Here is a 21,265-nt window from a genome sequence, read left to right as displayed (position 1 = left end):
CCTTAGTCCACGGCAACGCCGTGCAGGATCGCCTTGGCCAGCGATGCGCCGTCACCTGCGTCGCTTTCGGGCACCAGCCGGTGCGCAGCCACCGCGGAAAACAGCGCTTGCACGTCTTCGGGCAGCACATGCTGGCGGCCCAGCAGCATGGCGTGCGCGCACGCCGCCCGCAGCAGCGCCAGGCCCGCACGCGGGGACAGTCCCACGCGCACGCCGGCTTGCTGTCGGCTCCGCGCCAGCAGGGCCTGCACATAGCCGACCAGCGCGTCGCTGGCATGCACGTCGGTGACTGCGCGGCGGAGTTGCAGGACCTGGGTCGCATCGAGCACCGGTGTGGCATTCGCAATCAGGTCGCGACGGTCTTCGCCGGCGAGCAGCGCGCGTTCAGCCTCTTCGTTGGGGTAGCCCAGGTGCAGGCGCAACAGGAAGCGGTCGAGCTGCGAGTCGGGCAGGGGATAGGTGCCTGCAAGATCGGTCGGGTTCTGCGTGGCGATGACGAAGAACGGGTCAGGCAGCGGATGGGTCGCGCCATCCATGCTGACCTGCTGTTCCGCCATCGCCTCGAGCAGTGCGCTCTGCGTGCGCGGTGGTGCGCGGTTGATCTCGTCGGCGAGCACCACGTGCGCGAACACCGGGCCAGGATGGAACTCGAACTGGCGCGTCTGTGCATCGAACACCGAGACGCCGACGATGTCCGACGGCAGCAGGTCCGACGTGAATTGCACGCGTTGGAAGCCGAGGCCAAGCGTGGATGCCAGCGCATGCGCCAGCGTTGTCTTGCCCAGGCCTGGCAGGTCCTCGATCAGCAGGTGGCCGCCGGACAGCATGCCGACGAATGCGAGCCGCACTTGCTGCGGTTTGCCCAGCACCAGGGTGTTGATCTGCGCCAACGCGCGCTTCATCGCGTCGCGATGGTCGTCGGTTAGCATGTGCGGGCTTGCAGGGGAGACGGACACGGACACCTCCTGTAAGGACATGGCGAGTGTAGCGAGGTCACGGGCGAATGCGGGATCGGATCGACGCGAGGACGATGTTCATCACGCTCTGGGCGGCCTTGCTGCTGCTCAAGCTGGGCATCGCCATGCGCCTGCCGCTGTTCGTCGACGAGGCGTTCTACTGGCAGGAGGGCCAGCACCTGGCGTGGGCCTATTCCGACCTGCCGGGGCTGACTGCATGGCTGATCCGGCTGGGTGGGACCCTGTTCGGCGACGGCGTGCTTGCGGCGCGCTCGCTGTTCCTCGTCATCTCCGCACTGTTGCCATGGTGGGTGGTGCGCATCGCGCATCGCGAGGTGGGCGCCAGCGAAGGCTGGGTCGCGGGTTGCGCGGCCTTGCTGCTGCCACTGTTCGGCACGCTTGGGGTGCTGGCGCTGCCGGACGTGGCCATGGCCTTCGCCACGCTGCTCTGCCTGGATGCCGCCACGCGCATGTTCCGGGGCATCAGCCATGGCGCGGCACTGCAACTGGCCATCGGCCTGATGATCGGCGCGCTGAGTCATTACCGTTTCATCGCCGTGATCGGCGCGGGGTTCATCGCGTTGCTGCTGCTGGCGAAGGGGCGCGAACTACTGCGCGATCCACGCGTGCTGATCGCGCTGGCGGCCGGCGCGGCCGCGTGGATCCCGCTGCTGGCGTGGAACATCGAGAACGCCGAGGCGGGGCTGCGCTTCCAGCTGGTCGACCGCCATCCCTGGGCACTGCACCTCGACGGCATCCTGTTCCTGCCGATCCAGGCCGCGTTCGTGACGCCGCTGCTATTGGCGGCGCTGGTGTTGGCCGCGTGGCGCGGCTGCGGTCATGCCAACCCCGCGATCCGCCTGCTCGCGTGGAGCGGTGCGATCCTCGTCGGCGGGTTCTTCGTACTGGGGTTCTTCGCCGATACCGAGCGCGTCAGCTTCCATTGGCCACTGCCGGGTTACGTCGCGCTGCTGCCGTTGCTGCCGCTCGTGCTGGCTTCCTGGCCGCGCTGGCTGCGAGTCGCGACGTGGTCGCTGGCGGCGATGGGTGTGGCGGCGATGTTCGCTTACTACGTCGCGGTGTCGGTGCCAGAGGCGCGTGAGCGTGCAGCGGCAACGAAGTGGTACCCCACCAATTTCGCCGGCTGGGACGAGTTGGCGGCCGCCGTGCGCGAGGCGAAGGCAGGCATGCCTGAAAACACGCAGCTGGTGGCCGACAACTTCAAGGTCGGCGCCGAGCTCGGCTTCGCGCTGGGCGATCCGGGTATCCGCGTGCTGACGCATCCGCTCAACCGCGCGCACGGCCGCGCGCCGCAGCTGCAGTTGTGGGGTTTGAAGACCAATGCCGCCAATTTCCCGCGTGACGTGCCGGTGCTGTTGGTGATCGGCTTCGGCGACGTGCCGTATCGCGATCTGTTGCAGCGCTTCCACGACATCTGCGCGATGGCCGGACCGTTGCCGCCGCCGCGCGTGGTCAATGCCGATCGCGGGCGGCAGCGCTTCCTGCTGCTGGCGTTCGAGGGTTCGGGGTCATCTGGCGGAGCAGACGATGGCAACGACGCGGATGCTCCCGTATGCACCACGCCGGCGATGGCGTGGGTCGACGTGCCAGCGGTCGATGCGGTGCTGCCCTCGCAATTCGATGTCTCCGGCTGGGCGTTCAAGGACGGGGTCGGGCTGGCCCGCATCGAGGTGTTGCTGGATGGCGAGGTGGTCGCCGAAGCCGAATACGGCCAGCCGGCGCCCGGCATCACGGCGTTCTGGCGTATTTCGACGGACCCGCGGCATCCCGACGTGGCGTTCCGAGCCCGCGTGGACGTCGGTGGGCGTGCCGCAGGCAGGTATTGGCTTGGGTTGCGCCTGCATGGCGAGGATGGCAGCGTCGAGGACTGGAGCGAGCAGCCGGTGCGGTTGGAATAAGCGCACGCACGGACAGGACCGCAAGTGTCGATCAGGGCAGCGCGAATCCCGCCTGCCGCAGCAACCGCGCCGTCGCGATCAGCGGCAAGCCGACCAATGCACTCGGGTCCTGCGTTTCGATCGCCTCGAACAGGGTGATGCCCAGCCCTTCGCACTTGAAGCTGCCGGCGCAGTCGAACGGCTGTTCCGCGTCCACGTAACGCGCGATTTCCACGGGCGTCAGGATCCGGAATCGTACGTGGGTGGTGTCGAGGTGGAGAGTGGGCTCGCTTGCCCCCTGCGCCAGCGCCGCGGCGGTGAGGAAATGCACCTCGCGCCCCGACGCGGCCTGCAGTTGCGCGATGGCGGCATCGCGGCCGCCGGGTTTTCCCAGCGTGCGGCCATCGAAGGTCGCCACCTGGTCGGAGCCGATCACCCAAGCGTCGGGCCGGCTTGACGCAATCGCAGCGGCCTTGGCGGCGGCCAGGCGCAAGGCCAGTGCCGCGGGCATCTCGCCCGCCAGCGGGGTTTCATCGACGTCGGGACGGGCCACGTCGAACGGCAGCCGCAGTCGCGACAGCAGCTCCCGGCGGTACGGCGAGGTAGAGGCGAGCACCAGGGTCATCGGCAGCCGTCCGGCTCGGGTCAGTGCTGCGGCGCGCGGGCGCGTTCGATCTGGACCAGCTGCCTGTCGATGCTGCGCTGGGCGTCCTCGATCGCATCGCGCACCGAATCCAGTTGTTCCAGGGGCGCCTCGGCCCCGTGCTGCTGCAGCCACAGCCGGTGGCGCAGCATCTCCTGCATGGCCTCGCGGACCGGGTTTTGGTCGGTGCCGGCGATCGCCTCGATTTCGGAGCGCGCAGTGCGCAGGCGGTCTTCCAGCGCGTCGGCGGCGTCGAGCAACTGCGTCATCGCCTGCTGGCGACGCCTGCCGCGGCGGCGGGTGAGCTGCGCCAGGGCCACCGCGACGGCGGCCACGGCGAGGGTGGCGAGGATCCAGGTCAAGGCGCGGGTCCGGGCGGGCAGGCGGCGGGCCAGTCTGCCCCGGCCGGGGCTGCCCGGGCAAATCCGCAGCCGGGACAAGGGTTTGCGCCGGCCGGCGCGGTTTGACAGCGGCGCGCGCGACCCCTAACATTCCGCGGCTTATGTCCACCGATGTGCCCGAAATCCTGGACGCCTGGCGGATGGTCGCCTCCCGTCGCGGGTTCGAGGGCCGTCTGCCGTTGTCGTCGCTGACGCGCCTGCGGGAAGCGCTGGCCGATGCCGATGCCGGGGATGTGGCGTTCTCGCTCGATTTCGATCGCGACGCCATGCAGGTGCCCTACGTGGAACTGCGGATCGAGGCCGGGTTGCCGCTGGTATGCCAGCGCACGCTGCAGCGGTTCGTGTTCCCGGTGTCGCTGGTGCAGCGGCTGGGGCTGCTCCGCGACGAGGCCGACGAGGCCGGGTTGCCGGAAGGGTATGAAGCGCTGCTGCTGGCCGATGACGGCGAGTTGCGGCCGATGGAACTGGTCGAGGACGAACTGATCCTCGCGGTTCCGGTGGTACCGGTGCAGCCGGGCTCGGAACAGGTCGAGCGCGACTGGCCGGTCACCGCGGAAGAGGAAGTGCGCGCCAACCCGTTCGCGGCGTTGACCGCGCTGAAGAAGCAAGATCGAAACAACTGAGTTATTTCCGGAGTCGTTCCCATGGCAGTGCAGAAGTCCCGAGTCACCCCCTCCCGCCGCGGCCAGCGCCGTTCGCACGACGCGCTGACGGCGAAGCAGCTGTCGACCGACCCGACCTCGGGCGAGACGCACCTGCGGCACCACGTCACCGCCGATGGTTACTACCGCGGCAAGCAGGTCATCCAGCCGAAGAACGCGGTGGTCGAGGAAGATTGACCCTCGAGGCGCCTCGCCAACGGCGGGGCGCCCAACTGCGACATCGCCGGCTTCGCGTGCCGGAAGATCCTCGGCAGGCGCTCCGCGCCGCACGCCGGCCCACCCCACACGAGGCCCGCACACGAGATGAGCGACCGCATCTATGCACGCATCGCCGGCACCGGCAGCTACCTGCCGTCCAAGGTGCTGACCAACGACGACCTGGCGAAGTTCGTCGATACCAGCGATGAGTGGATCGCCACCCGCACCGGCATCCGCGAGCGGCACATCGCCGCCGAAGGCGAGACCACCGGCGACCTGGCCTACCACGCCGCCGTGCGTGCGATGGAGTCGGCCGGCGTGACCGCCGACCAGCTCGACCTGATCGTGCTGGGCACCACCACCCCCGACCTTGTGTTCCCGTCCACTGCCTGCCTGCTGCAGGCGCGGCTGGGTGCGGTCGGTTGCGGTGCGTTCGACGTCAATGCCGCGTGCTCGGGCTTCCTGTACGCGCTGTCGGTGGCCGACAAGTTCATCAAGTCCGGCGATGCGAAGACGGTGCTGGTGGTCGGTTCGGAGACGCTGACCCGCATGGTCGACTGGACCGAGCGCACCACCTGCGTGCTGTTCGGCGACGGTGCCGGCGCGGTGGTGCTCAAGGCCGATACCGAGACCGGCATCCTCAGCACCCACCTGCACGCCGACGGCAACAAGAAGGAACTGTTGTGGAACCCGGTGGGCGTGTCGGTCGGGTTCAACGAGAACGAGAAGAACGCCGGCGTGCGCATCCGCATGGCCGGCAGCGACGTGTTCAAGTACGCGGTGAAGGCGCTCGATTCGGTGGTCGAGGAAACGCTGGAAGCCAACGGACTGGACCGCCATGACATCGACTGGCTGATCCCGCACCAGGCCAACCTGCGCATCATCGAAGCCACGGCCAAGCGCCTGGACATGCCGATGGAGCGCGTGGTGGTGACCGTGGACAAGCACGGCAACACGTCCTCCGGGTCAGTGCCGCTGGCGCTGGACGAGGCGGTGCGTTCGGGCCGGGTGCAGCGCGGCCAGCTGGTGCTGCTGGAAGCTTTCGGCGGCGGCTTCACCTGGGGTTCGGCGTTGCTGCGCTACTGAAGTCGCGCGACCACCACTGGAGCGTGTGATGGCCAAGGACAAGCACGTCAGCCGCATCCACTTGAAGGACGGCGACGCATGGGTCAAGCAATACGGCGACGACCGCCGCGTCGTGCGCCTGCGCGCGATGGACTGGGTGGTGCGCAAGCTGGGCATCATCGCCCTGCGTCCACCACCGCGCCACACGGGTGCCGAGGGGCGCGAGGTGGAACAACGCCGGCTTGGTGAACTCTCTCGCCTGGGCGTGCACGTGCCACGCGTGCTGGGCCATGGCGACGACAGCCTGGTCCTCAGCGACATCGGCACGACGCTTGCCCACCGCCTGCGCCACGGCTCGCGGGAAGAAGCGCGGGTGTTGCTGGTGGCGGCGGTCGCCGCGATCGCGCAGGTGCATGCGAGCGGCTCGTACCTGGGCGCGCCCGTAGCACGCAACCTTACTGTCGACCACGACGGCCGCATCGGCTTCCTCGATTTCGAGGAGGACCCTGGCGAGGTGATGCCGCTGCTGCAGGCACAGGCGCGCGACTGGCTGGTGTTCACCGCGGGCGTGGCGCGGCATGCGCCGTTCGACGAGGAAGAGCTGTCCGCGATCCTGGCGCACGCGCTTCGGCAAGGCCCTGTGGAACTGCGCGATACGCTGGGCCGTGCGGTCGGACGGCTGTCGTTCCTCAAGACCTTGACGCGTGCGCTGGGCGAACGTGCCTCGGGCCTGGGCAAGGCGGTGGGCAGCCTGCAGCGCGCACTGTGGAACAGCGCCGGCGCGGTGCTGCTGGCCATCCTGACGGCCGACCTGCTGCACGATGGCGACCTTGAGGTGTTGCGGGCGCTGGCGCAGTGGGTGGACTGAGGCCGCACCCTACGGTCGGGTACAGACAATCCGGCAAGGCGGCCCGTATCATTTGCGGCCGTTTTGCGTGGATGGCCGCGTGACCGACCCACAACTCGCTTTCGTCTTCCCCGGGCAGGGCTCGCAGTCCGTGGGCATGCTGGCCGAACTGGCCGCTTCGCAGCCGCTGGTGCGCAAGGTGTTCGTCGAAGCTTCCGACGGCGCCGGAGCGGACCTGTGGGCGCTGTCGCAGGACGGTCCCGAGGAACAACTCAACCGCACCGAGTTCACCCAGCCGGCCCTGTTGGCGGCCGGCGTAGCCGTCTGGCGCCTGTGGCAGCAGCGTGGCGGCGCCATGCCTGCGCGTCTCGCGGGCCACAGCCTGGGTGAATACACCGCGCTGGTCGCAGCCGGGGCGCTGTCGCTGCACGATGCCGCGAAGTTGGTGCGCATCCGCGGGCAATTGATGCAGGACGCCGCACCTGCAGGCACGGGCGCGATGGCAGCCGTACTGGGGGCGGAGGATGCGGTGGTCGTCGAAGCCTGCGTGCAGGCGTCGCAGGACGAGGCCGTGGTGCCCGCCAACTACAACTCTCCCGGCCAGATCGTGATCGGTGGCCATGCGGCCGCAGTGGATCGCGCACTGGCACTGCTGGCCGAGCGTGGCGTGCGCAAGGCGGTGAAGCTGGCGGTCAGCGTGCCCTCGCATACGCCGCTGATGCGTGAAGCCGCGAACCGCTTGTCGGAAGCGATGGCCGGCCTGTCCTGGCAGGCGCCGGCGCTGCCGGTGGTGCAGAACGTCGATGGCGAAGTGCACGACGGCGTGCAGTCGGTGCGCGACGCGCTGGTGCGCCAGCTCTACCTGCCGGTGCAATGGACCTCGTGCGTGCAGGCGCTTGCCGCGGGCGGCGCGACGCGCATCGCCGAATGTGGTCCCGGCAAGGTTCTGGCCGGACTGGCCAAGCGCATCGACAAGACGCTCGACGCGCGGTCGCTGGGCGCGCCCGGCGATTTCGACGCTGCATTGGCGGATTGGAACAACTGATGTCGGCCGCGGATTGACGCAGATCGTTACGGATCGCGCAAAGACATCCTCTATGCTGGATGTTCCATCCGCGATCATCCGCGTCGATCCGTGGCGAAAGGATCCAAAGGGCAGGTAACTCACATGACACAGCAACTGCAAGGCGAGATCGCGCTGGTCACCGGCGCCAGCCGCGGCATCGGCGCCGCGATTGCCGACGCACTGGCTGCGCGTGGCGCGACCGTGGTCGGCACCGCAACCAGCGAGTCGGGTGCGAATGCCATCGGCGAACGCCTCAAGCCACAGGGCGGCCATGGCCGCGTGCTCGACGTGTCGCAGGCAGGCGCGATCGAGGCGCTGATCGATGAGGTCGGCAAAAGCGTCGGTGCCATCTCGATCCTCGTCAACAACGCCGGCATCACCCGCGACAACCTGCTGATGCGGATGAAGGACGAGGAATGGCAGGCGATCCTCGATACCAACCTCACCAGCGTCTACCGCGCGTCGAAGGCGGTGATGCGCGGCATGATGAAGGCGCGCAAGGGCCGCATCATCAACATCGCGTCGGTGATCGGCGTGACCGGCAATGCCGGGCAGACCAACTACGCCGCGGCCAAGGCCGGCATCATCGCCTTCAGCAAGTCGCTGGCGAAGGAAATCGGCTCGCGTGGCGTGACCGTGAACGTGGTCGCGCCGGGCTTCATCGAGACCGACATGACCGCGGCGCTGCCCGAAGACGCGAAGTCCGCGCTGGTCGGGCAGATCGCGCTGGGCCGGCTGGGCCAGGCGGCGGACATCGCGGAGGCGGTCGCCTTCCTTGCGGGTCCCGGTGCCGGCTACATCACCGGCGAAACCCTCCACGTCAATGGCGGCATGTACATGCCGTGACGGGCTGCCCAGGTGGCAAACCCTTGAACCGGAAGGCCGATGCCCGGGGCGCGCCCCGCCAGCGGCTTTGTCTTACACTATCCCCTGAAACATCCCTCCGCGGAGCCAACAACCCATGAGCAGCATCGAAGAACGCGTCAAGAAGATCGTGGTCGAACAACTGGGCGTCAAGGAAGAAGAAGTGAGCAACAGCGCTTCCTTCGTCGACGACCTCGGTGCCGATTCGCTGGATACCGTCGAGCTGGTGATGGCGCTCGAGGAAGAGTTCGAGTGCGAGATCCCGGACGAGGAAGCCGAGAAGATCACGTCGGTGCAGCAGGCCATCGATTACATCAAGGCGCACGTCAAGGAGTGACGGCGGCCATCGCGGGCCCGGGGCGCATCGCGCGCGGGTTCCGCCACCACCACGGGGCCGCATCGCGGCCTCGTGCGTTTGCGCGGCGTGCGGCCGCGTGCCGGCATGTCCATCGCAGGAGTTGAGCAATGTCCAAGCGTCGCGTCGTCATCACTGGCCTCGGCATCCTGTCGCCACTGGGCAATGACCTGGCTTCGAGCTGGGATGGCATCGTCAATGCCCGCTCGGGCATCGGCCCGATCACCCACTTCGACGCCTCCGCCTTCGCCACCCGCATCGCGGGCGAGGTGAAGGGCTTCGACGCGACGCAATGGATCGCGCCGAAGGACCTCAAGAAGATGGACCCCTTCGTCCACTACGGCGTGGCCGCCGCGATGATGGCGATCGCCGACGCGGGCCTCGAGATCCGCGATGCCGATGCCGAGCGCATCGGCGTGGCCATCGGCGCCGGCATCGGCGGGCTGAAGGGCATCGAGGAAACCTCGATCAAGTACCACGAGGGCGGCCCGCGCAAGATCTCGCCGTTCTACGTGCCCAGCACCATCATCAACATGATCTCGGGCCAGGTCTCGATCATGACCGGGGCCAAGGGCCCCAACATCGCCGCAGTCACGGCCTGCACCACCGCCACCCACAACATCGGGCTGGCGGTGCGCATGATCCAGTACGGCGATGCCGACGCGATGATCGCCGGCGGCGCCGAGTTCGCGACCACGCCGACGTCGGTCGGCGGCTTCTGCTCGATGAAGGCATTGTCCACGCGCAACGATGCGCCGGAACAGGCCTCGCGCCCTTGGGACCAGGGCCGCGACGGCTTCGTCATGGGCGACGGTGCCGGCGTACTGGTGCTGGAGGAATACGAGCGCGCCAAGGCACGCGGCGCACGCATCTACGCCGAGCTCGCCGGCTTCGGCATGAGCGGTGACGCCCACCACATGACCGCGCCCAGCGAGAACGGCGAGGGTGGGGCGCGCTGCATGGTGGCCGCGATCCGCGATGCCGGCATCGATGCCTCGCAGGTCGAATACATCAACGCGCATGGCACGTCCACGCCGCAGGGTGATCTGGCCGAGACGATGGGCATCAAGTCGGTGCTGGGCGCGCAGGCGTCGCAGGTGATGGTGAGCTCCACCAAGTCGATGACCGGCCACCTGCTGGGCGCGGCCGGCGGCGTGGAGGCGGTGTTCTCGACGATGGCGATCCACACGGGCGTGATCCCGCCGACGATCAACCTGGACAATCCGTCCGAGGGTTGCGACCTGGACTACGTGCCGCACGTGGCGCGCGAGAAGAAGATCGATATCGCGATGTCGAATTCGTTCGGGTTCGGCGGGACGAACGGGACGCTGGTGTTCCGGCGCGTCTGATGCTTCTTGCGGGCGGGAGCCGTCCCCTGGAACGCGTCTGGTCCAATCGTTTCACCCCGTCATTCCTGCGAACGCCGGGAGACGGTGCCCTCGTGGTCGATCTGCAGGCATGAGTTGCCCGGGGCGCCGATTTCGCGGGAATGGCCGGATTGCAAGCGAGCGGTTCTCGTTTGTTGCAGCGACAACATCGAATCTTTTCGGAAGAGCTAAAGGCTTCCGCCTTCGGCGGGTTCATTTCTTTTTGCTGGCCCAAAAAGAAACGAACCAAAGAAAAAGGGCCTTCCCCGACAGAGCTAACGATTGGGCGGAGAGTACGTCGGGATTTTCCGACTCGCCATCCTGGCTCGGTCGGAAAACGCCGCACACCCCTGTGCGGCGCCCTACGGGTCTGGAAAGCTCCGTCGTGGTTGGCCAGAAGAACTTAAAACTGTCATTCCGGCGAAAGCCGGGATCCGGCGTCTTTCGATTGCTCACCTGTTGTCGTAGGAAAAGGCATTGGGTTACGGCTTTCGCCGGGACGATGGCTGTTGGGCTGTTGATCCACGTTGAGCAGCAATACTGCTGGAAGACCCGGAGGGCGGCCGGCAGGGATGCCGGACGTTTTTCGACAGGACAGGGATGTCCTGTCGAAAAATCCCGTCGAGGCCAAAGCGATACGTTAGCTTCGTCGGGGAAGGCCATTTCTTTTGGTTACTTTTCTTTGGGCCAGCAAAGAAAAGTAACCCGCCAAAGGCGGAAGCCTTTCGCTTTTCCCTAGGATGAATCTGAAGCGAAAGTATGCTGACCACCCGTCAACTCCTTCCCGACACCGACCTGCTCGCACTGCAACGCGCGGCATCGTCGCGCTACCCGCTGCTGCTGCAATCGGTCGCGCAGGGTGGCGCGCAGGCGCGCTGGGACATGCTGCTCATGGCCGATGGCGATCGCCTGCAACTGGATGCCGATGGCCGCGTGCGCGATGCCGCCGGAACCGACACGGGCCTGCCGTTCCTGTCCGCACTCGACATGCAATGGCAGGCACTGCGAATCCCGCGCGAGGAACCCCGCTGGCCCTTCCGCGGCGGCTGGGCGCTGTGCCTGGGCTATGAACTGGCCGCCCAGGTCGAACCCGTGCTCAAGCTACCTGCGGCCCGCGGCCACCTGCCCGTCGCCATCGCGATCCGCTGCCCGGCAGCCGTACTCCGCGATCGCACCACCGGCGAGTGCGTGGCCGTGGCCGAAACCGGCAGCGACCACCTGCTGGATCGCATCGTCGGCGACGCGGATGCGGCCCGCGCCCTGCCTGCGTTGCCGGCGTGGATGCCGCCCACCGCAGTGCACGAGGATGCGCCGGACGCCTTCACCGATGGCGTCCGGCGCATCCTCGACTACCTCGCCGCGGGCGACCTGTTCCAAGCCAACCTGTCGCGCGGCTGGCAGGCGCGGTTCGATGCGCCGCTCGACCCGGCGCGGCTGTACACGCGCCTGCGCGAAGCGAATCCCGCCCCGTTCGCCGGCCTGTTCGCCGGCGATGGCTGGGCCGTGGTGAGCGCATCCCCTGAACGGCTGGTGTCGGTGCGTGGCGACGTGGTCGAGACCCGACCCATCGCCGGCACCCGCCCGCGTTTCGCCGGCGACGACGACGCCTCGCGCATCCGCGAACTGGTCGGCCATCCCAAGGAACGTGCCGAACACGTGATGCTGGTGGATCTTGAACGCAACGACCTGGGCCGCGTCTGCACGCCGGGCAGCGTCGAGGTCGACGAGCTGATGACGGTGGAAAGCTACGCCCACGTGCACCACATCGTCAGCAACGTGCGCGGCCGGCTGCGCGCCGATGCCACGCCCGGCGAGGTGATCGGCGCGGTGTTCCCCGGCGGCACCATCACCGGTTGCCCGAAGGTGCGCTGCATGCAGGTCATCGCCGAGCTGGAAGGCGTGGGGCGCGGCGCCTACACCGGCGCGATGGGCTGGCTGAACCGCGATGGCGACCTCGACCTCAACATCCTGATCCGCAGCGCCGAGGTGGAAGGCGACATGGCGCGCTTCCGCGCCGGTGCCGGCATCGTCGCCGACTCCGATCCGGCGAAGGAACTGGACGAAACCCGTGCCAAGGCGCGCGGCATGCTGGCCGCGCTGTACCCGCCGGGAACGCCGGGCACGGTATCCTGAGCGACATGGACATCGACACGCATCCAGCAGGGGCGCCGCATGGCGGGTAAGGGCAGGGTGGGGCGCATCCTCGCGGTCCTGTTCGTGGTGTCCGCGCTGGTCATGGGGAGCGCGGCGTACTGGGCCTGGGAGCGCTACACCGGCTTCGCCGACAGCCCGCTGACCGGCATCGAGGCGGGCGACACCTTGATGGTCGAACGCGGCGACTCGTTCGGACGCATGCTGGCCAAGCTGCGCGAAGCAGGCGTGCGCGAAGGCCACGAGAGGGAATGGCAGCTGCTGGCCAAGCAACTCGGCGTGGCCGGGCGCATCCAGGCCGGCGAATACGCGCTTGAGGATGGCATCACCCCGCGCACGCTGCTGCTGCGCATGCGCGACGGTCGCGTCATCAGCTACCGCTTCACCATCGTCGAAGGCTGGAACATCCGTGAACTGCGCGCGGCGTTGTCGCGGGCGGAGCCGCTGGTGCAGACCATTGGCGAACGGGACGATACGGCGTTGATGGCGGAGCTGGGCCTGCCCGGCGTGCACCCGGAAGGCCGGTTCCTGCCGGAAACCTATGTCTACACACGGGGCGATTCCGACCTCGACATCCTCCGCCGCGCCAATACCGCACTGGAGCGCGAGCTGGCGCAGGCATGGGAGGCACGCGCCGACGACGTGCCGCTGCGCACTGCCGAGGAAGCGCTGATCCTCGCCTCGATCATCGAGAAGGAAACCGGCATCGCCGAGGAGCGTCCGGAGATCGCAGGCGTGTTCTCGCGGCGGCTGAAGCTGGGCATGCGCCTGCAGACCGATCCCACCGTGATCTACGGCATGGGCAGCAGCTATACCGGCAACATCCGCCGCACGGATTTGCAGACCGACACGCCCTACAACACCTACACCCGCGACGGCCTGCCGCCGACGCCGATCGCGATGGCCGGGCGCGCCGCGATCCGCGCGGCCACCAATCCGCTGCCGGGCGAAACGCTGTACTTCGTGGCCGTGGGTGACGACAGCGGCCGGCACGTGTTCTCGCGGACCTATGCCGAACACCAGGTGGCGGTGCGCGAATACGTGCAGCGCTATCGCGAGCGGTTCGGCCCGCGATGACGACCCTGGCGACGCATCCGCGGCTGGTGTCGCTGGAAGGCGGCGAGGGCGCCGGCAAGAGCACGGTGCTCGAGGCGTTGCGCATCGCGCTGGGTGCGGACGGGGACGAGGTGGTGTGCACGCGCGAACCCGGCGGCACGCCGCTGGCCGAAATGATCCGCGCGCTGTTGCTGGACCCTGCGCATGAGCCCGCCTCGCCGGAAACGGAGCTGCTGCTGATGTTCGCCGCCCGTGCCCAGCACGTGCGCGAAACCATCCTGCCGGCGCTGGAACGCGGTGCCTGGGTACTGTGCGACCGCTTCACCGATTCCAGCTTCGCCTACCAGGGCGGCGGCCGCGGACTGGACGCCGGGTTCATCGACGAACTGGAACGGCGCGTCGTCGGCCTGCGCCCGGGGCTGACCCTGCTGCTGGACCTGCCGGTTGCGCAGGGCCGCGCACGCGCGCTGGGGCGCGACGGCAGGCCCGACCGCATCGAGGCCGAGCAGGACGCCTTCTTCGAACGCGTCCGCGCCACGTTCCGCGCACGTGCAGCCGCCGAGCCCGGCCGTTTCCGCATCATCGATGCCTCGCAGACCGCCGATCGCGTCGCTGCCGAGGCGGTGGCGCAAATGCAGGCATGGCGGAATCCGGCATGAACGATGCGCTGGCGCCCTGGCAGGCCCGTACCCTCGCGCAGGCCGTCGAAGCGCTCGACAGTGGCCGCATGGGCCATGCCCTGCTGCTCTGTGGCCCGCCCAGGATGGGCAAGCGCGCGGTCGCGGATCGCCTGGCGGCGCACGTGCTGGGTACCGCCCGGGATGCACGCGCCGCGGCCCTGGTCGCGGCGGGCACGCATCCCGACCTGCATCTGCTCGGGCTGGAATTCAACAAGGAAGGCACGCGGCTGCGCACCGAGATCGTGATCGACCAGATCCGCGCGCTGTCGGGCAAGCTGTCGCTCACGCCGCAGTACGGCGGCGCGCAGGTCGCCATCGTCGATCCGGCCGACGCGATCAACCATGCCGCCTGCAATGCGCTGCTGAAGACGCTGGAAGAACCGCAACCGGGCCGCTACCTGTGGCTGCTGGCGGCCGATCCCGCGCGCCTGCCGGCGACCATCCGCAGCCGCTGCCAGCGCCTGGAGTTCCGGCTGCCGCCGCGCGACGAAGCGCTGGCCTGGCTGCAGGGGCAGGGCCATGCCGCGGCGGCGGCCATCAATGCGCTCGACGCCACCCGCGGCCATCCCGGGCTTGCGGATGCCTGGTTGCGCGATGGCGGCATCGAGCTGCGCCGTGAAGTCGCCGCCGATCTCGCCAGCCTCGCCAAGGGCGCCGCATCGGCCCTCGAGACCGCACAGCGCTGGGCCGCGGACGATTCGGCGGCCGATCGCCTGCGCCACGCCGCCGACCTTGCGCTCGCCGAGGCGTCGGGGTTGACCGATCCGATGCGAATCCGGAAGCTGGCGCACTGGTTCGATGCGGCCAATCGCACGCGCGGCCTGCTCAGGACCACGGTGCGCGCGGATCTCGCCATCGTCGAATTGCTGCTCGACTGGTGCGGGGACGCGCACCAGGCGGCGACCGGGACACGAGGCTCACGATGAATGCAACTGCAGGTGGCGCACGACAGGGCATCCTGTCGCTCGCGATCAAGGACAAGGCGGCGTTGTACAACGCCTACATGTCGTACCTGAAGCATGGCGGCATCTTCGTGCCCACGCCCAAGCGTTATTTCCTGGGCGACGAGGTCTTCCTGCTGCTCACCCTGCCCGAGTCCAACGAACGCCTGCCGGTGGCCGGCAAGGTGGTCTGGGTCACGCCCACCGGCGCGCAGGGCGCCCGCACCGCGGGCGTCGGCGTGCAGTTCGCCGACACGCCCGAAGGCGAGAACGTCCGCGGCAAGATCGAAACCCTGCTGGCCGGTACCCTCAACGCCGAGAAGCCCACCCACACGATGTAGACGCCCCTTGCGGGCGTCGGGTGCATCTTCCTGTGGCCGCTGCCGGCGGGTCGCCGCGTTCCCGTGGATGTCGCCCGTCCCTGGAGACCGCCATGGTCCTTCGCCGCCTCGACGCCACGTGCCGGGCCACCGGCGCGCTCATCCTCGCGCTCGCTCTCGCCGGTTGCAGGGAGCAAGCGGTCGCGGATGCCGAACCCGCGGTGTCGCCGCCGGAAATGGCCGCGGTGGGCGCGGTGCTGCTGGATGGGCTGGGCGACTACAGCTTCCCGGTGACCAGCGACCATCCCGAAGTGCAGCGCTGGTTCGACCAGGGCCTGATGCTGGGCTACGGCTTCAACCACGACGCCGCCGAACGCGCCTTCGTCAAGGCGACCGAGCTCGACCCGGAATGCGCGATGTGCTGGTGGGGCGCATCATTGGTGTTGGGGCCGCACGTCAACGCCGGCATGGATCCCGCCGACAACGCCGATGCCTGGAGCCGGCTGCAGCGTGCGCGCGCACTGGCGCCGAACGCCGGTGAGCGCGAGCAGGCGTTCATCGAAGCGTTGTCGGCGCGCTACGCCGAGCAGCCGCCGGAAGACCGCCGCCCGCTCGACGAGGCCTATGCGGAGGCGACGCGCAGGCTGATGCAGCAGCGCCCGGACGACCTCGACGCGGCGGTGCTGCATGCCGAGGCGCTGATGGACCTGCAGCCCTGGGACTACTACGACGGAGCGCTGCGGCCGAAGGGCCATACCGCGGAGATCGTCGCGGTGCTGGAGTCGGTGATGGCGCGCGACCCCGACCACGCCGGCGCCCTGCACCTGTACGTGCATGCCGTGGAAGCCTCGGCCGATCCGCAGCGCGGCGTCGCCGCCGCCGACCGGCTGCGCGAACTGGTCCCCGGTTCCGGCCACCTGGTCCATATGCCCGCGCACATCTACGCGCGGGTCGGCCGCTGGCACGATGCGGTGATCGCGAACCAGCGCGCGATCGAGGCCGACGATGCCTACCTCGCGATCTGCCGCGGCAATGCCCAGGGCGTGTATCCGCTGGGCTATGTCCCCCACAACCACCACTTCCTGTGGTTCGCCGCCAGCATGGAAGGCGACAGTGCGATCGCGCGCGAGGCCGCGCGCCAGACCGCCGAACGCACCGACCTGCCGGAGCTGATGCGCGAGGACGGCTTCGCCGGCCTGCAGCACTACTGGATGACGCCATGGTTCGAGCGCGTGCGTTTCGGCCGCTGGGACGAGATCGCCGCCGCGCCCAATCCCGCCGAAGACCTGCCCTACGTCACCGCCATCTGGCACTACGCGCAAGGCATGGCCGCGGTGCGGCAGCAACGGCTGGACGATGCCGAGCGCCATCTCGCCGCATTGCGGCCGCTGGCGGACGATCCGGTGATGGAAACGCTGAGGGTCTGGGACCGCTACCCGCTGGCGCACGCGGCGCGGATCGCCGAGCGCAGCGTGACCGCCGAACTTGCCGCCGCGCGCGGCGACCACGATGCGGCCGTCGCGGCGTTGCGTGATGCGGTCGCGGTGGAGGACGGCATTCCCTACGACGAGCCGCCCGGTTGGCATGCGCCTGTTCGGCACACATTGGGCGTGGTGCTGCTTGACGCCGGGCGTCCCGCCGAAGCGGAGCAGGTCTACCGCGAGGAACTGCGACGCAATCCGGAGAACGGCTGGTCGCTGCGCGGCCTTGCGCAGAGCCTGCGGGTGCAGGACAAGGCAAAGGAGGCCGCTGCCGCGGAGCGCGCCTTCGCCGCCGCGTGGCAGAACGCCGACATCGAACTCACCGCGTCGCGGCTCTGAGCCGGGGGAACGAGGAACGAGAGAAGGCGAGAGCGAGCTTTTCCTCTCGTTTCTCGTTCCTCTTCACTCGCTCCCTGGTTGCAGCGAATCCCACCCCGGCTTCGGTGCGAAACGATCGCCGTAGCGGGCCTGCAGCGCCTTGAGTCGTGCGAGCAGGGCATCGGCGCCGGTCTCGCGCACATACTGGATCGGACCACCGCGGAACGGGGCGAAGCCGGTGCCGAAGATCACGCCGGCATCGAGCAGGTCGGCGTCTTCCACCACGCCGTCGTGCAGCGCGGCGACGGCCTCGTTGATCATTGGCAGGACCAGGCGGTCCTCCAGGTCGTCGGGCACTTTGTAATCCTTCGGCACCGGCGGCTTCTTCGGCTTGCTGCCCTTGTCGGTCTTTTCCCAGGTGTACAGGCCCTGGCCATCCTTCTTGCCGCGCTTGCCGTCTTCGGGCGGATTGGACAGCGCTGGCGGGATCGACAGGCCGAGGAAGGGCGCGAGTTCCTGGCCCACGCCGTAGGCCACGTCCAGGCCCACGGTGTCGATCAGCTCGATCGGCCCCATCGGCATGCCGAACTTCACCGCGGCCTTGTCGATCGCGGCCGGCGGCACGCCTTCCGAGTACGCGGTGGCCGCTTCCAGCATGTACGGGAACAGCAACCGATTGACCAGGAAGCCGGGCGTGCCTGCGACCGGCACCGGCAGCTTGTCCAGCGCCTTGCAGAACGCGGCCAGGCGCTGCTCGGTCTGCGGCGCCATCGCGTCGTGGCGCACGATCTCCACCAGCGGCATCAGCGCCACCGGGTTGAAGTAGTGCAGGCCGGCGAACTGCGCCGGGCGTGCGATGTGGCCGCGCAGTTCGTCCAGGGGGATCGACGAGGTGTTGGTGGTCAGCAGCGCATCGGACTTGAGCCTGGGCTCGACGTTCGCGTAAAGGTCGCGCTTGGCATCGGCCTTTTCGACGATCGCTTCGATCACCAGGTCGGCATGTGCCACGCCGTCGCCGGCAAGGTCGGACCTGAGTCGCGCGGCCACCGCGGGTCGCTTCGCCTCGTCCTTCACCCGCTTGGCGAACAGCTCGTTCGCGCGCGCCATGGCCTTGTCGATGTACTGCTGCTCGCGATCCTGCAGCGTGACCTCGAACCCCTTGTAGGCCGACCACGCGGCGATGTCGCCGCCCATCACCCCCGCGCCCACCACGTGCACGTGCGACACGCCGTGCGAGGCCTTGCCGCCAAGGCCCTTCAGCCGTTCCTGCAGGAAGAACACGCGGGTCAGGTTGCGCGCCGTGGGCGTGCCGGCCAGCTTGACCACCGACTTCTTCTCGGCCTGCAGCCTCGCCTGCGTGCCGCCGCCGCTGCGCCGCCAGGTTTCGATCAGCGCGTACGGGGCGGGGTAGTGTTCCTTGCGCGCCTTGCGCGCCACCTGCTTGACCAGCATCGGCGCCAGCACTTGGCGAACGGGCCAGGTGTTGGTGAACCAGCCAAGGAAGCGCTGCTTGAACGGGCGCTGCGTGCCGGTGAGTGCGAGTTTTGCCGCTTCGTCGATCAGCAGCGCGGGTTCGACCACCTTGTCGACCACGCCCATGGCTTTCGCCGCCCTGGCCGACAGGTTGCGGCCGGTCAGCATCACGTCCATCGCCGCGGGCGCGCCGACCAATCGCGGCAGGCGCACACTGCCGCCCCAGCCGGGATAGATGCCCAGCTTCACTTCGGGCAGGCCGATCTTCGTCGATGGGTCGTTGCTGGCGACGCGATAGTCGCAGGCGAGCGAGATCTCGGTGCCGCCGCCCATGCAGAAGCCGTGGATCGCCGAGACCGTGGGGCAGGGCAGGTCCGCGAGGCGCTGGAACACCTGCTGCCCACGATGGATCGAATCGCCGATGGTGCCCTTGCGGTCGAACTCGGCGAACTCGCGGATATCGGCACCGGCGATGAAGCCTTTCGCCTTCGCCGAGCGCAGCACCACGCCGTCGGGCGGATCCAGCGCCAGCCGTTCCAGGAGGGCGTCGAGTTCGATCAGCACGTCCTGCGCGAAGGTGTTGACCGACTCGCCGGCGCGGTCGAACGACAGCACGAGCACGCCGTCGGGGCGCAGCTCGGCTTGCCAGTGGCTGAAGCGCAAACCATCCAGGCCAGCAATCATGCGGGACCATCCGTTACGGTACGGGAAGAGGTCCTTATGATCCCGAGGATGTTCGCGCGGCGTCAAATCGCCGTTTCAAACGCCGCCAGCCCGCCCTTGCGGCGGTGCGCGGCCATCCCCAGATGATGAAGACACGGGGGCGGGAACTTCGACCCCTGCCGAAGGTCACATTGCCCGGCTGGATGGCCAGGCGCCGCAGGGAGCCCGGTCCGATGGCCGAGAACGACACACAACAACTGGACCTCGAGCTGGTCAAGCGCGTGCAGCGCGGCGACAGCGCGGCCTTCGACCTGCTGGTGCGCAAGTACCAGCACCGGATCGCGGCGCTGATCGGGCGCTACATCGCCGACTGGAGCGAAGTCCAGGACGTCGCCCAGGACACCTTCATCCGCGCCTATCGCGCGATCGGGAACTTCCGTGGCGACGCCCAGTTCTACACGTGGCTGCACCGGATCGCCGTGAATACCGCCAAGAACCACCTCGTCGCCAGCAACCGCCGCCCGCCGGGCGCGGACATCGATGTCGAGGATGCCGAACAGTTCGATGCGGGCATCCGCCTGCGCGACTCGGATACGCCGGAACGCGAACTGATGCGGCAGCAGCTGGAACAAACGGTGATGCGTGCGGTCGAAGCCTTGCCGGAGGAATTGCGGCTGGCGATCACCCTGCGCGAGGTCGATGGCCTGAGCTATGAAGAGATCGCGCAACGCATGGACTGTCCGATCGGCACGGTGCGTTCGCGGATCTTCCGCGCACGCGAGGCGATCGACCAGGAGATGAAGCCCTTGCTGGACAACGAAGACAACGTGGAGCGCGCGACGCGATGAGCCCCGCAGACGACATTGATGCGATGCAACTCACGCCGGACCCGGACAAGCTGCTGGCGTACCACCGCCAACAACTGTCGGCGATGCTCGACGGCGAGCTGTCGCCCGACCAGGCCAAGTTCATGCTGCGCCGGTTGCAGCACGACGGCGAACTGGCTGCCTGCTGGGATCGATGGCAGGTCTGCGGCGACATGCTGCGCGGGCAGCACCACGCCTTGCTGCCTTCCGATTTCGCCGCGCGCGTGGCGCGTGGCATTGCCGAGCCTGTGGCGGTGGAGATGGCGGCATCCCCTGCGATGGCTGCGGCATCCGGCCGGCGCCTGCGCTGGGGCGGTGGCGCAGCGCTGGCGGCATCGGTGGCACTGGCGGCGGTGTTCGCGCCACGCCTGTTCACCGATGACGCCGACATCGCACCCTATCCCGGGCAATCGCCCGTGCTGGCATCGGCCGGGTTGGCCGGTGGTGGTGACTCGGCCGTCGCCGTGACCGGGTCGGACGAAGTGCCCGCATCGCCTGCGCCCGCCGCGGCAGGCGCGCCTGATGTGCTGGAGCTTGCCCCGGCCGCGCTGGCGACGGCGCTCGCCGCTGCCGAAGCGCCGCGTCGCAGCGCTGAACGCCGTGCGCGCACCACGCCACAAGTCGCCGCGACGCGGCAGGCGCCTGCGGCAGCGGTCGCCGACGGTCCGTCGATCGCCCCGCCCGCCCCGGTGCTGGCCCTGGCCGATCCGCACAGCGCCTTCCCGGCGCCGACGCCGTTGCAGCCGCGGCCTTGGCCGCGGGCGGTGCTGCCGGGAGCCAGCGACTCGGCCTTCAGCGTGGGCTACGGCCAGTTGTCGGGGTCGCTGCAAGGGGATGACGCCGGTTACGACCCGCGCTTCCTGCCGCGTGGCGCAATGCCCTTGGTGTCGCTGCCGGATGCAGCGGCCGATGGCGGTCGCGAGCGGCCCGACGCCGCGCCCGTCACGCCTTAACCGCAAGGCTGCAACGGACAATGGGCCGCGGGCGCGCCTGC

21 protein-coding genes are annotated in these 21,265 nt (G+C 68.8%); 17 read left to right on the top strand and 4 right to left on the bottom strand.

Annotation, left to right across the window (positions count from 1 at the left end; all coding sequences use genetic code 11):
* Window positions 1-2: 2 nt before the first annotated feature.
* Window positions 3-929: an AAA family ATPase gene (locus E2F46_RS05465; protein ID WP_243720317.1), complete on the bottom strand. Its 927-nt coding sequence runs from the start codon at window positions 927-929 to the stop codon at window positions 3-5.
* Window positions 930-1,003: 74 nt separating this feature from the next.
* Here E2F46_RS05465 and E2F46_RS05460 point away from each other — a divergent pair, with 74 nt between their 5' ends.
* Window positions 1,004-2,875 (top strand): ArnT family glycosyltransferase, encoded by a 1,872-nt coding sequence (locus E2F46_RS05460; protein ID WP_133321082.1) that lies wholly within the window; start codon window positions 1,004-1,006, stop codon window positions 2,873-2,875.
* 31 nt (window positions 2,876-2,906) lie between these two features.
* Here the strand turns inward: E2F46_RS05460 and E2F46_RS05455 are convergent, their stop codons facing one another.
* Together E2F46_RS05455 and E2F46_RS05450 are read right to left on the bottom strand one after the other, a co-directional pair.
* Window positions 2,907-3,479 carry a Maf family protein gene (locus tag E2F46_RS05455; protein WP_133321081.1) on the bottom strand — a complete coding sequence of 191 codons (573 nt, stop codon included), beginning with the start codon at window positions 3,477-3,479 and terminating at the stop codon, window positions 2,907-2,909.
* A 20-nt stretch (window positions 3,480-3,499) separates the two neighbouring features.
* A complete protein-coding gene (locus E2F46_RS05450) occupies window positions 3,500-3,859 on the bottom strand; it encodes a hypothetical protein (RefSeq protein WP_133321080.1) in 360 nt (119 codons plus the stop codon).
* Between the two features lie 140 nt (window positions 3,860-3,999).
* On the opposite strand from E2F46_RS05450, the gene E2F46_RS05445 reads away from it, so the two are divergent.
* The 14 genes from E2F46_RS05445 (at window position 4,000) to E2F46_RS05380 (ending at window position 17,290) form a co-directional block, all read left to right on the top strand.
* Entirely contained in the window at window positions 4,000-4,521 is a 522-nt protein-coding gene (locus E2F46_RS05445; RefSeq protein ID WP_133321079.1) for a YceD family protein, read from the top strand.
* A gap of 21 nt (window positions 4,522-4,542) precedes the next feature.
* The gene (rpmF, locus tag E2F46_RS05440) at window positions 4,543-4,737 is read left to right on the top strand and encodes a 50S ribosomal protein L32 (protein WP_133321078.1); all 195 of its coding nucleotides are present in this window, start codon (window positions 4,543-4,545) and stop codon (window positions 4,735-4,737) included.
* Window positions 4,738-4,863: 126 nt separating this feature from the next.
* The gene (locus tag E2F46_RS05435) at window positions 4,864-5,844 is read left to right on the top strand and encodes a beta-ketoacyl-ACP synthase III (protein WP_133321077.1); all 981 of its coding nucleotides are present in this window, start codon (window positions 4,864-4,866) and stop codon (window positions 5,842-5,844) included.
* A gap of 28 nt (window positions 5,845-5,872) precedes the next feature.
* Window positions 5,873-6,691, top strand: coding sequence for a serine/threonine protein phosphatase (locus E2F46_RS05430; RefSeq protein ID WP_133321076.1), 819 nt, complete (start codon window positions 5,873-5,875; stop codon window positions 6,689-6,691).
* Between the two features lie 79 nt (window positions 6,692-6,770).
* The gene (fabD, locus tag E2F46_RS05425; protein WP_133321075.1) at window positions 6,771-7,715 is read left to right on the top strand and encodes an ACP S-malonyltransferase; all 945 of its coding nucleotides are present in this window, start codon (window positions 6,771-6,773) and stop codon (window positions 7,713-7,715) included.
* Between the two features lie 123 nt (window positions 7,716-7,838).
* Window positions 7,839-8,582 (top strand): 3-oxoacyl-ACP reductase FabG, encoded by a 744-nt coding sequence (fabG, locus tag E2F46_RS05420; protein WP_133321074.1) that lies wholly within the window; start codon window positions 7,839-7,841, stop codon window positions 8,580-8,582.
* A 115-nt stretch (window positions 8,583-8,697) separates the two neighbouring features.
* Entirely contained in the window at window positions 8,698-8,937 is a 240-nt protein-coding gene (acpP, locus tag E2F46_RS05415; RefSeq protein ID WP_133321073.1) for an acyl carrier protein, read from the top strand.
* A 128-nt stretch (window positions 8,938-9,065) separates the two neighbouring features.
* The gene (gene fabF / locus E2F46_RS05410; protein ID WP_133321072.1) at window positions 9,066-10,304 is read left to right on the top strand and encodes a beta-ketoacyl-ACP synthase II; all 1,239 of its coding nucleotides are present in this window, start codon (window positions 9,066-9,068) and stop codon (window positions 10,302-10,304) included.
* Between the two features lie 777 nt (window positions 10,305-11,081).
* Window positions 11,082-12,455 carry an aminodeoxychorismate synthase component I gene (locus tag E2F46_RS05405; RefSeq protein ID WP_133321071.1) on the top strand — a complete coding sequence of 458 codons (1,374 nt, stop codon included), beginning with the start codon at window positions 11,082-11,084 and terminating at the stop codon, window positions 12,453-12,455.
* Between the two features lie 39 nt (window positions 12,456-12,494).
* Window positions 12,495-13,550, top strand: a complete 1,056-nt coding sequence (gene mltG, locus E2F46_RS05400) for an endolytic transglycosylase MltG (protein WP_133321070.1) — start codon at window positions 12,495-12,497, stop codon at window positions 13,548-13,550.
* The gene (gene tmk, locus E2F46_RS05395) at window positions 13,547-14,188 is read left to right on the top strand and encodes a dTMP kinase (RefSeq protein WP_133321069.1); all 642 of its coding nucleotides are present in this window, start codon (window positions 13,547-13,549) and stop codon (window positions 14,186-14,188) included. The genes mltG and tmk overlap by 4 nt, the downstream gene beginning before the upstream one ends.
* A complete protein-coding gene (locus E2F46_RS05390; RefSeq protein ID WP_133321068.1) occupies window positions 14,185-15,135 on the top strand; it encodes a DNA polymerase III subunit delta' in 951 nt (316 codons plus the stop codon). Before tmk ends, E2F46_RS05390 begins: the two co-directional genes overlap by 4 nt.
* Window positions 15,132-15,491, top strand: coding sequence for a PilZ domain-containing protein (locus E2F46_RS05385; protein ID WP_133321067.1), 360 nt, complete (start codon window positions 15,132-15,134; stop codon window positions 15,489-15,491). Before E2F46_RS05390 ends, E2F46_RS05385 begins: the two co-directional genes overlap by 4 nt.
* Before the next feature lie 92 nt (window positions 15,492-15,583).
* Window positions 15,584-17,290 (top strand): tetratricopeptide repeat protein, encoded by a 1,707-nt coding sequence (locus E2F46_RS05380; protein WP_133321066.1) that lies wholly within the window; start codon window positions 15,584-15,586, stop codon window positions 17,288-17,290.
* Window positions 17,291-17,353: 63 nt separating this feature from the next.
* On the opposite strand, the gene E2F46_RS05375 is transcribed toward E2F46_RS05380, so the two are convergent.
* Window positions 17,354-19,426, bottom strand: a complete 2,073-nt coding sequence (locus E2F46_RS05375; protein WP_133321065.1) for a 3-hydroxyacyl-CoA dehydrogenase NAD-binding domain-containing protein — start codon at window positions 19,424-19,426, stop codon at window positions 17,354-17,356.
* A gap of 212 nt (window positions 19,427-19,638) precedes the next feature.
* Between E2F46_RS05375 and rpoE the strand changes: the two genes are divergently transcribed.
* A complete protein-coding gene (rpoE, locus tag E2F46_RS05370) occupies window positions 19,639-20,253 on the top strand; it encodes an RNA polymerase sigma factor RpoE (RefSeq protein ID WP_133321064.1) in 615 nt (204 codons plus the stop codon).
* Entirely contained in the window at window positions 20,250-21,224 is a 975-nt protein-coding gene (locus E2F46_RS05365) for a sigma-E factor negative regulatory protein (protein WP_133321063.1), read from the top strand. The genes rpoE and E2F46_RS05365 overlap by 4 nt, the downstream gene beginning before the upstream one ends.
* The last annotated feature ends 41 nt before the right edge of the window (window positions 21,225-21,265 follow it).

It is taken from the genome of Luteimonas aestuarii (assembly GCF_004357985.1).
GTDB classification, from domain to species: Bacteria; Pseudomonadota; Gammaproteobacteria; order Xanthomonadales; family Xanthomonadaceae; genus Luteimonas; species Luteimonas aestuarii.
This window is presented reverse-complemented; position numbering and strand designations above follow the sequence as displayed.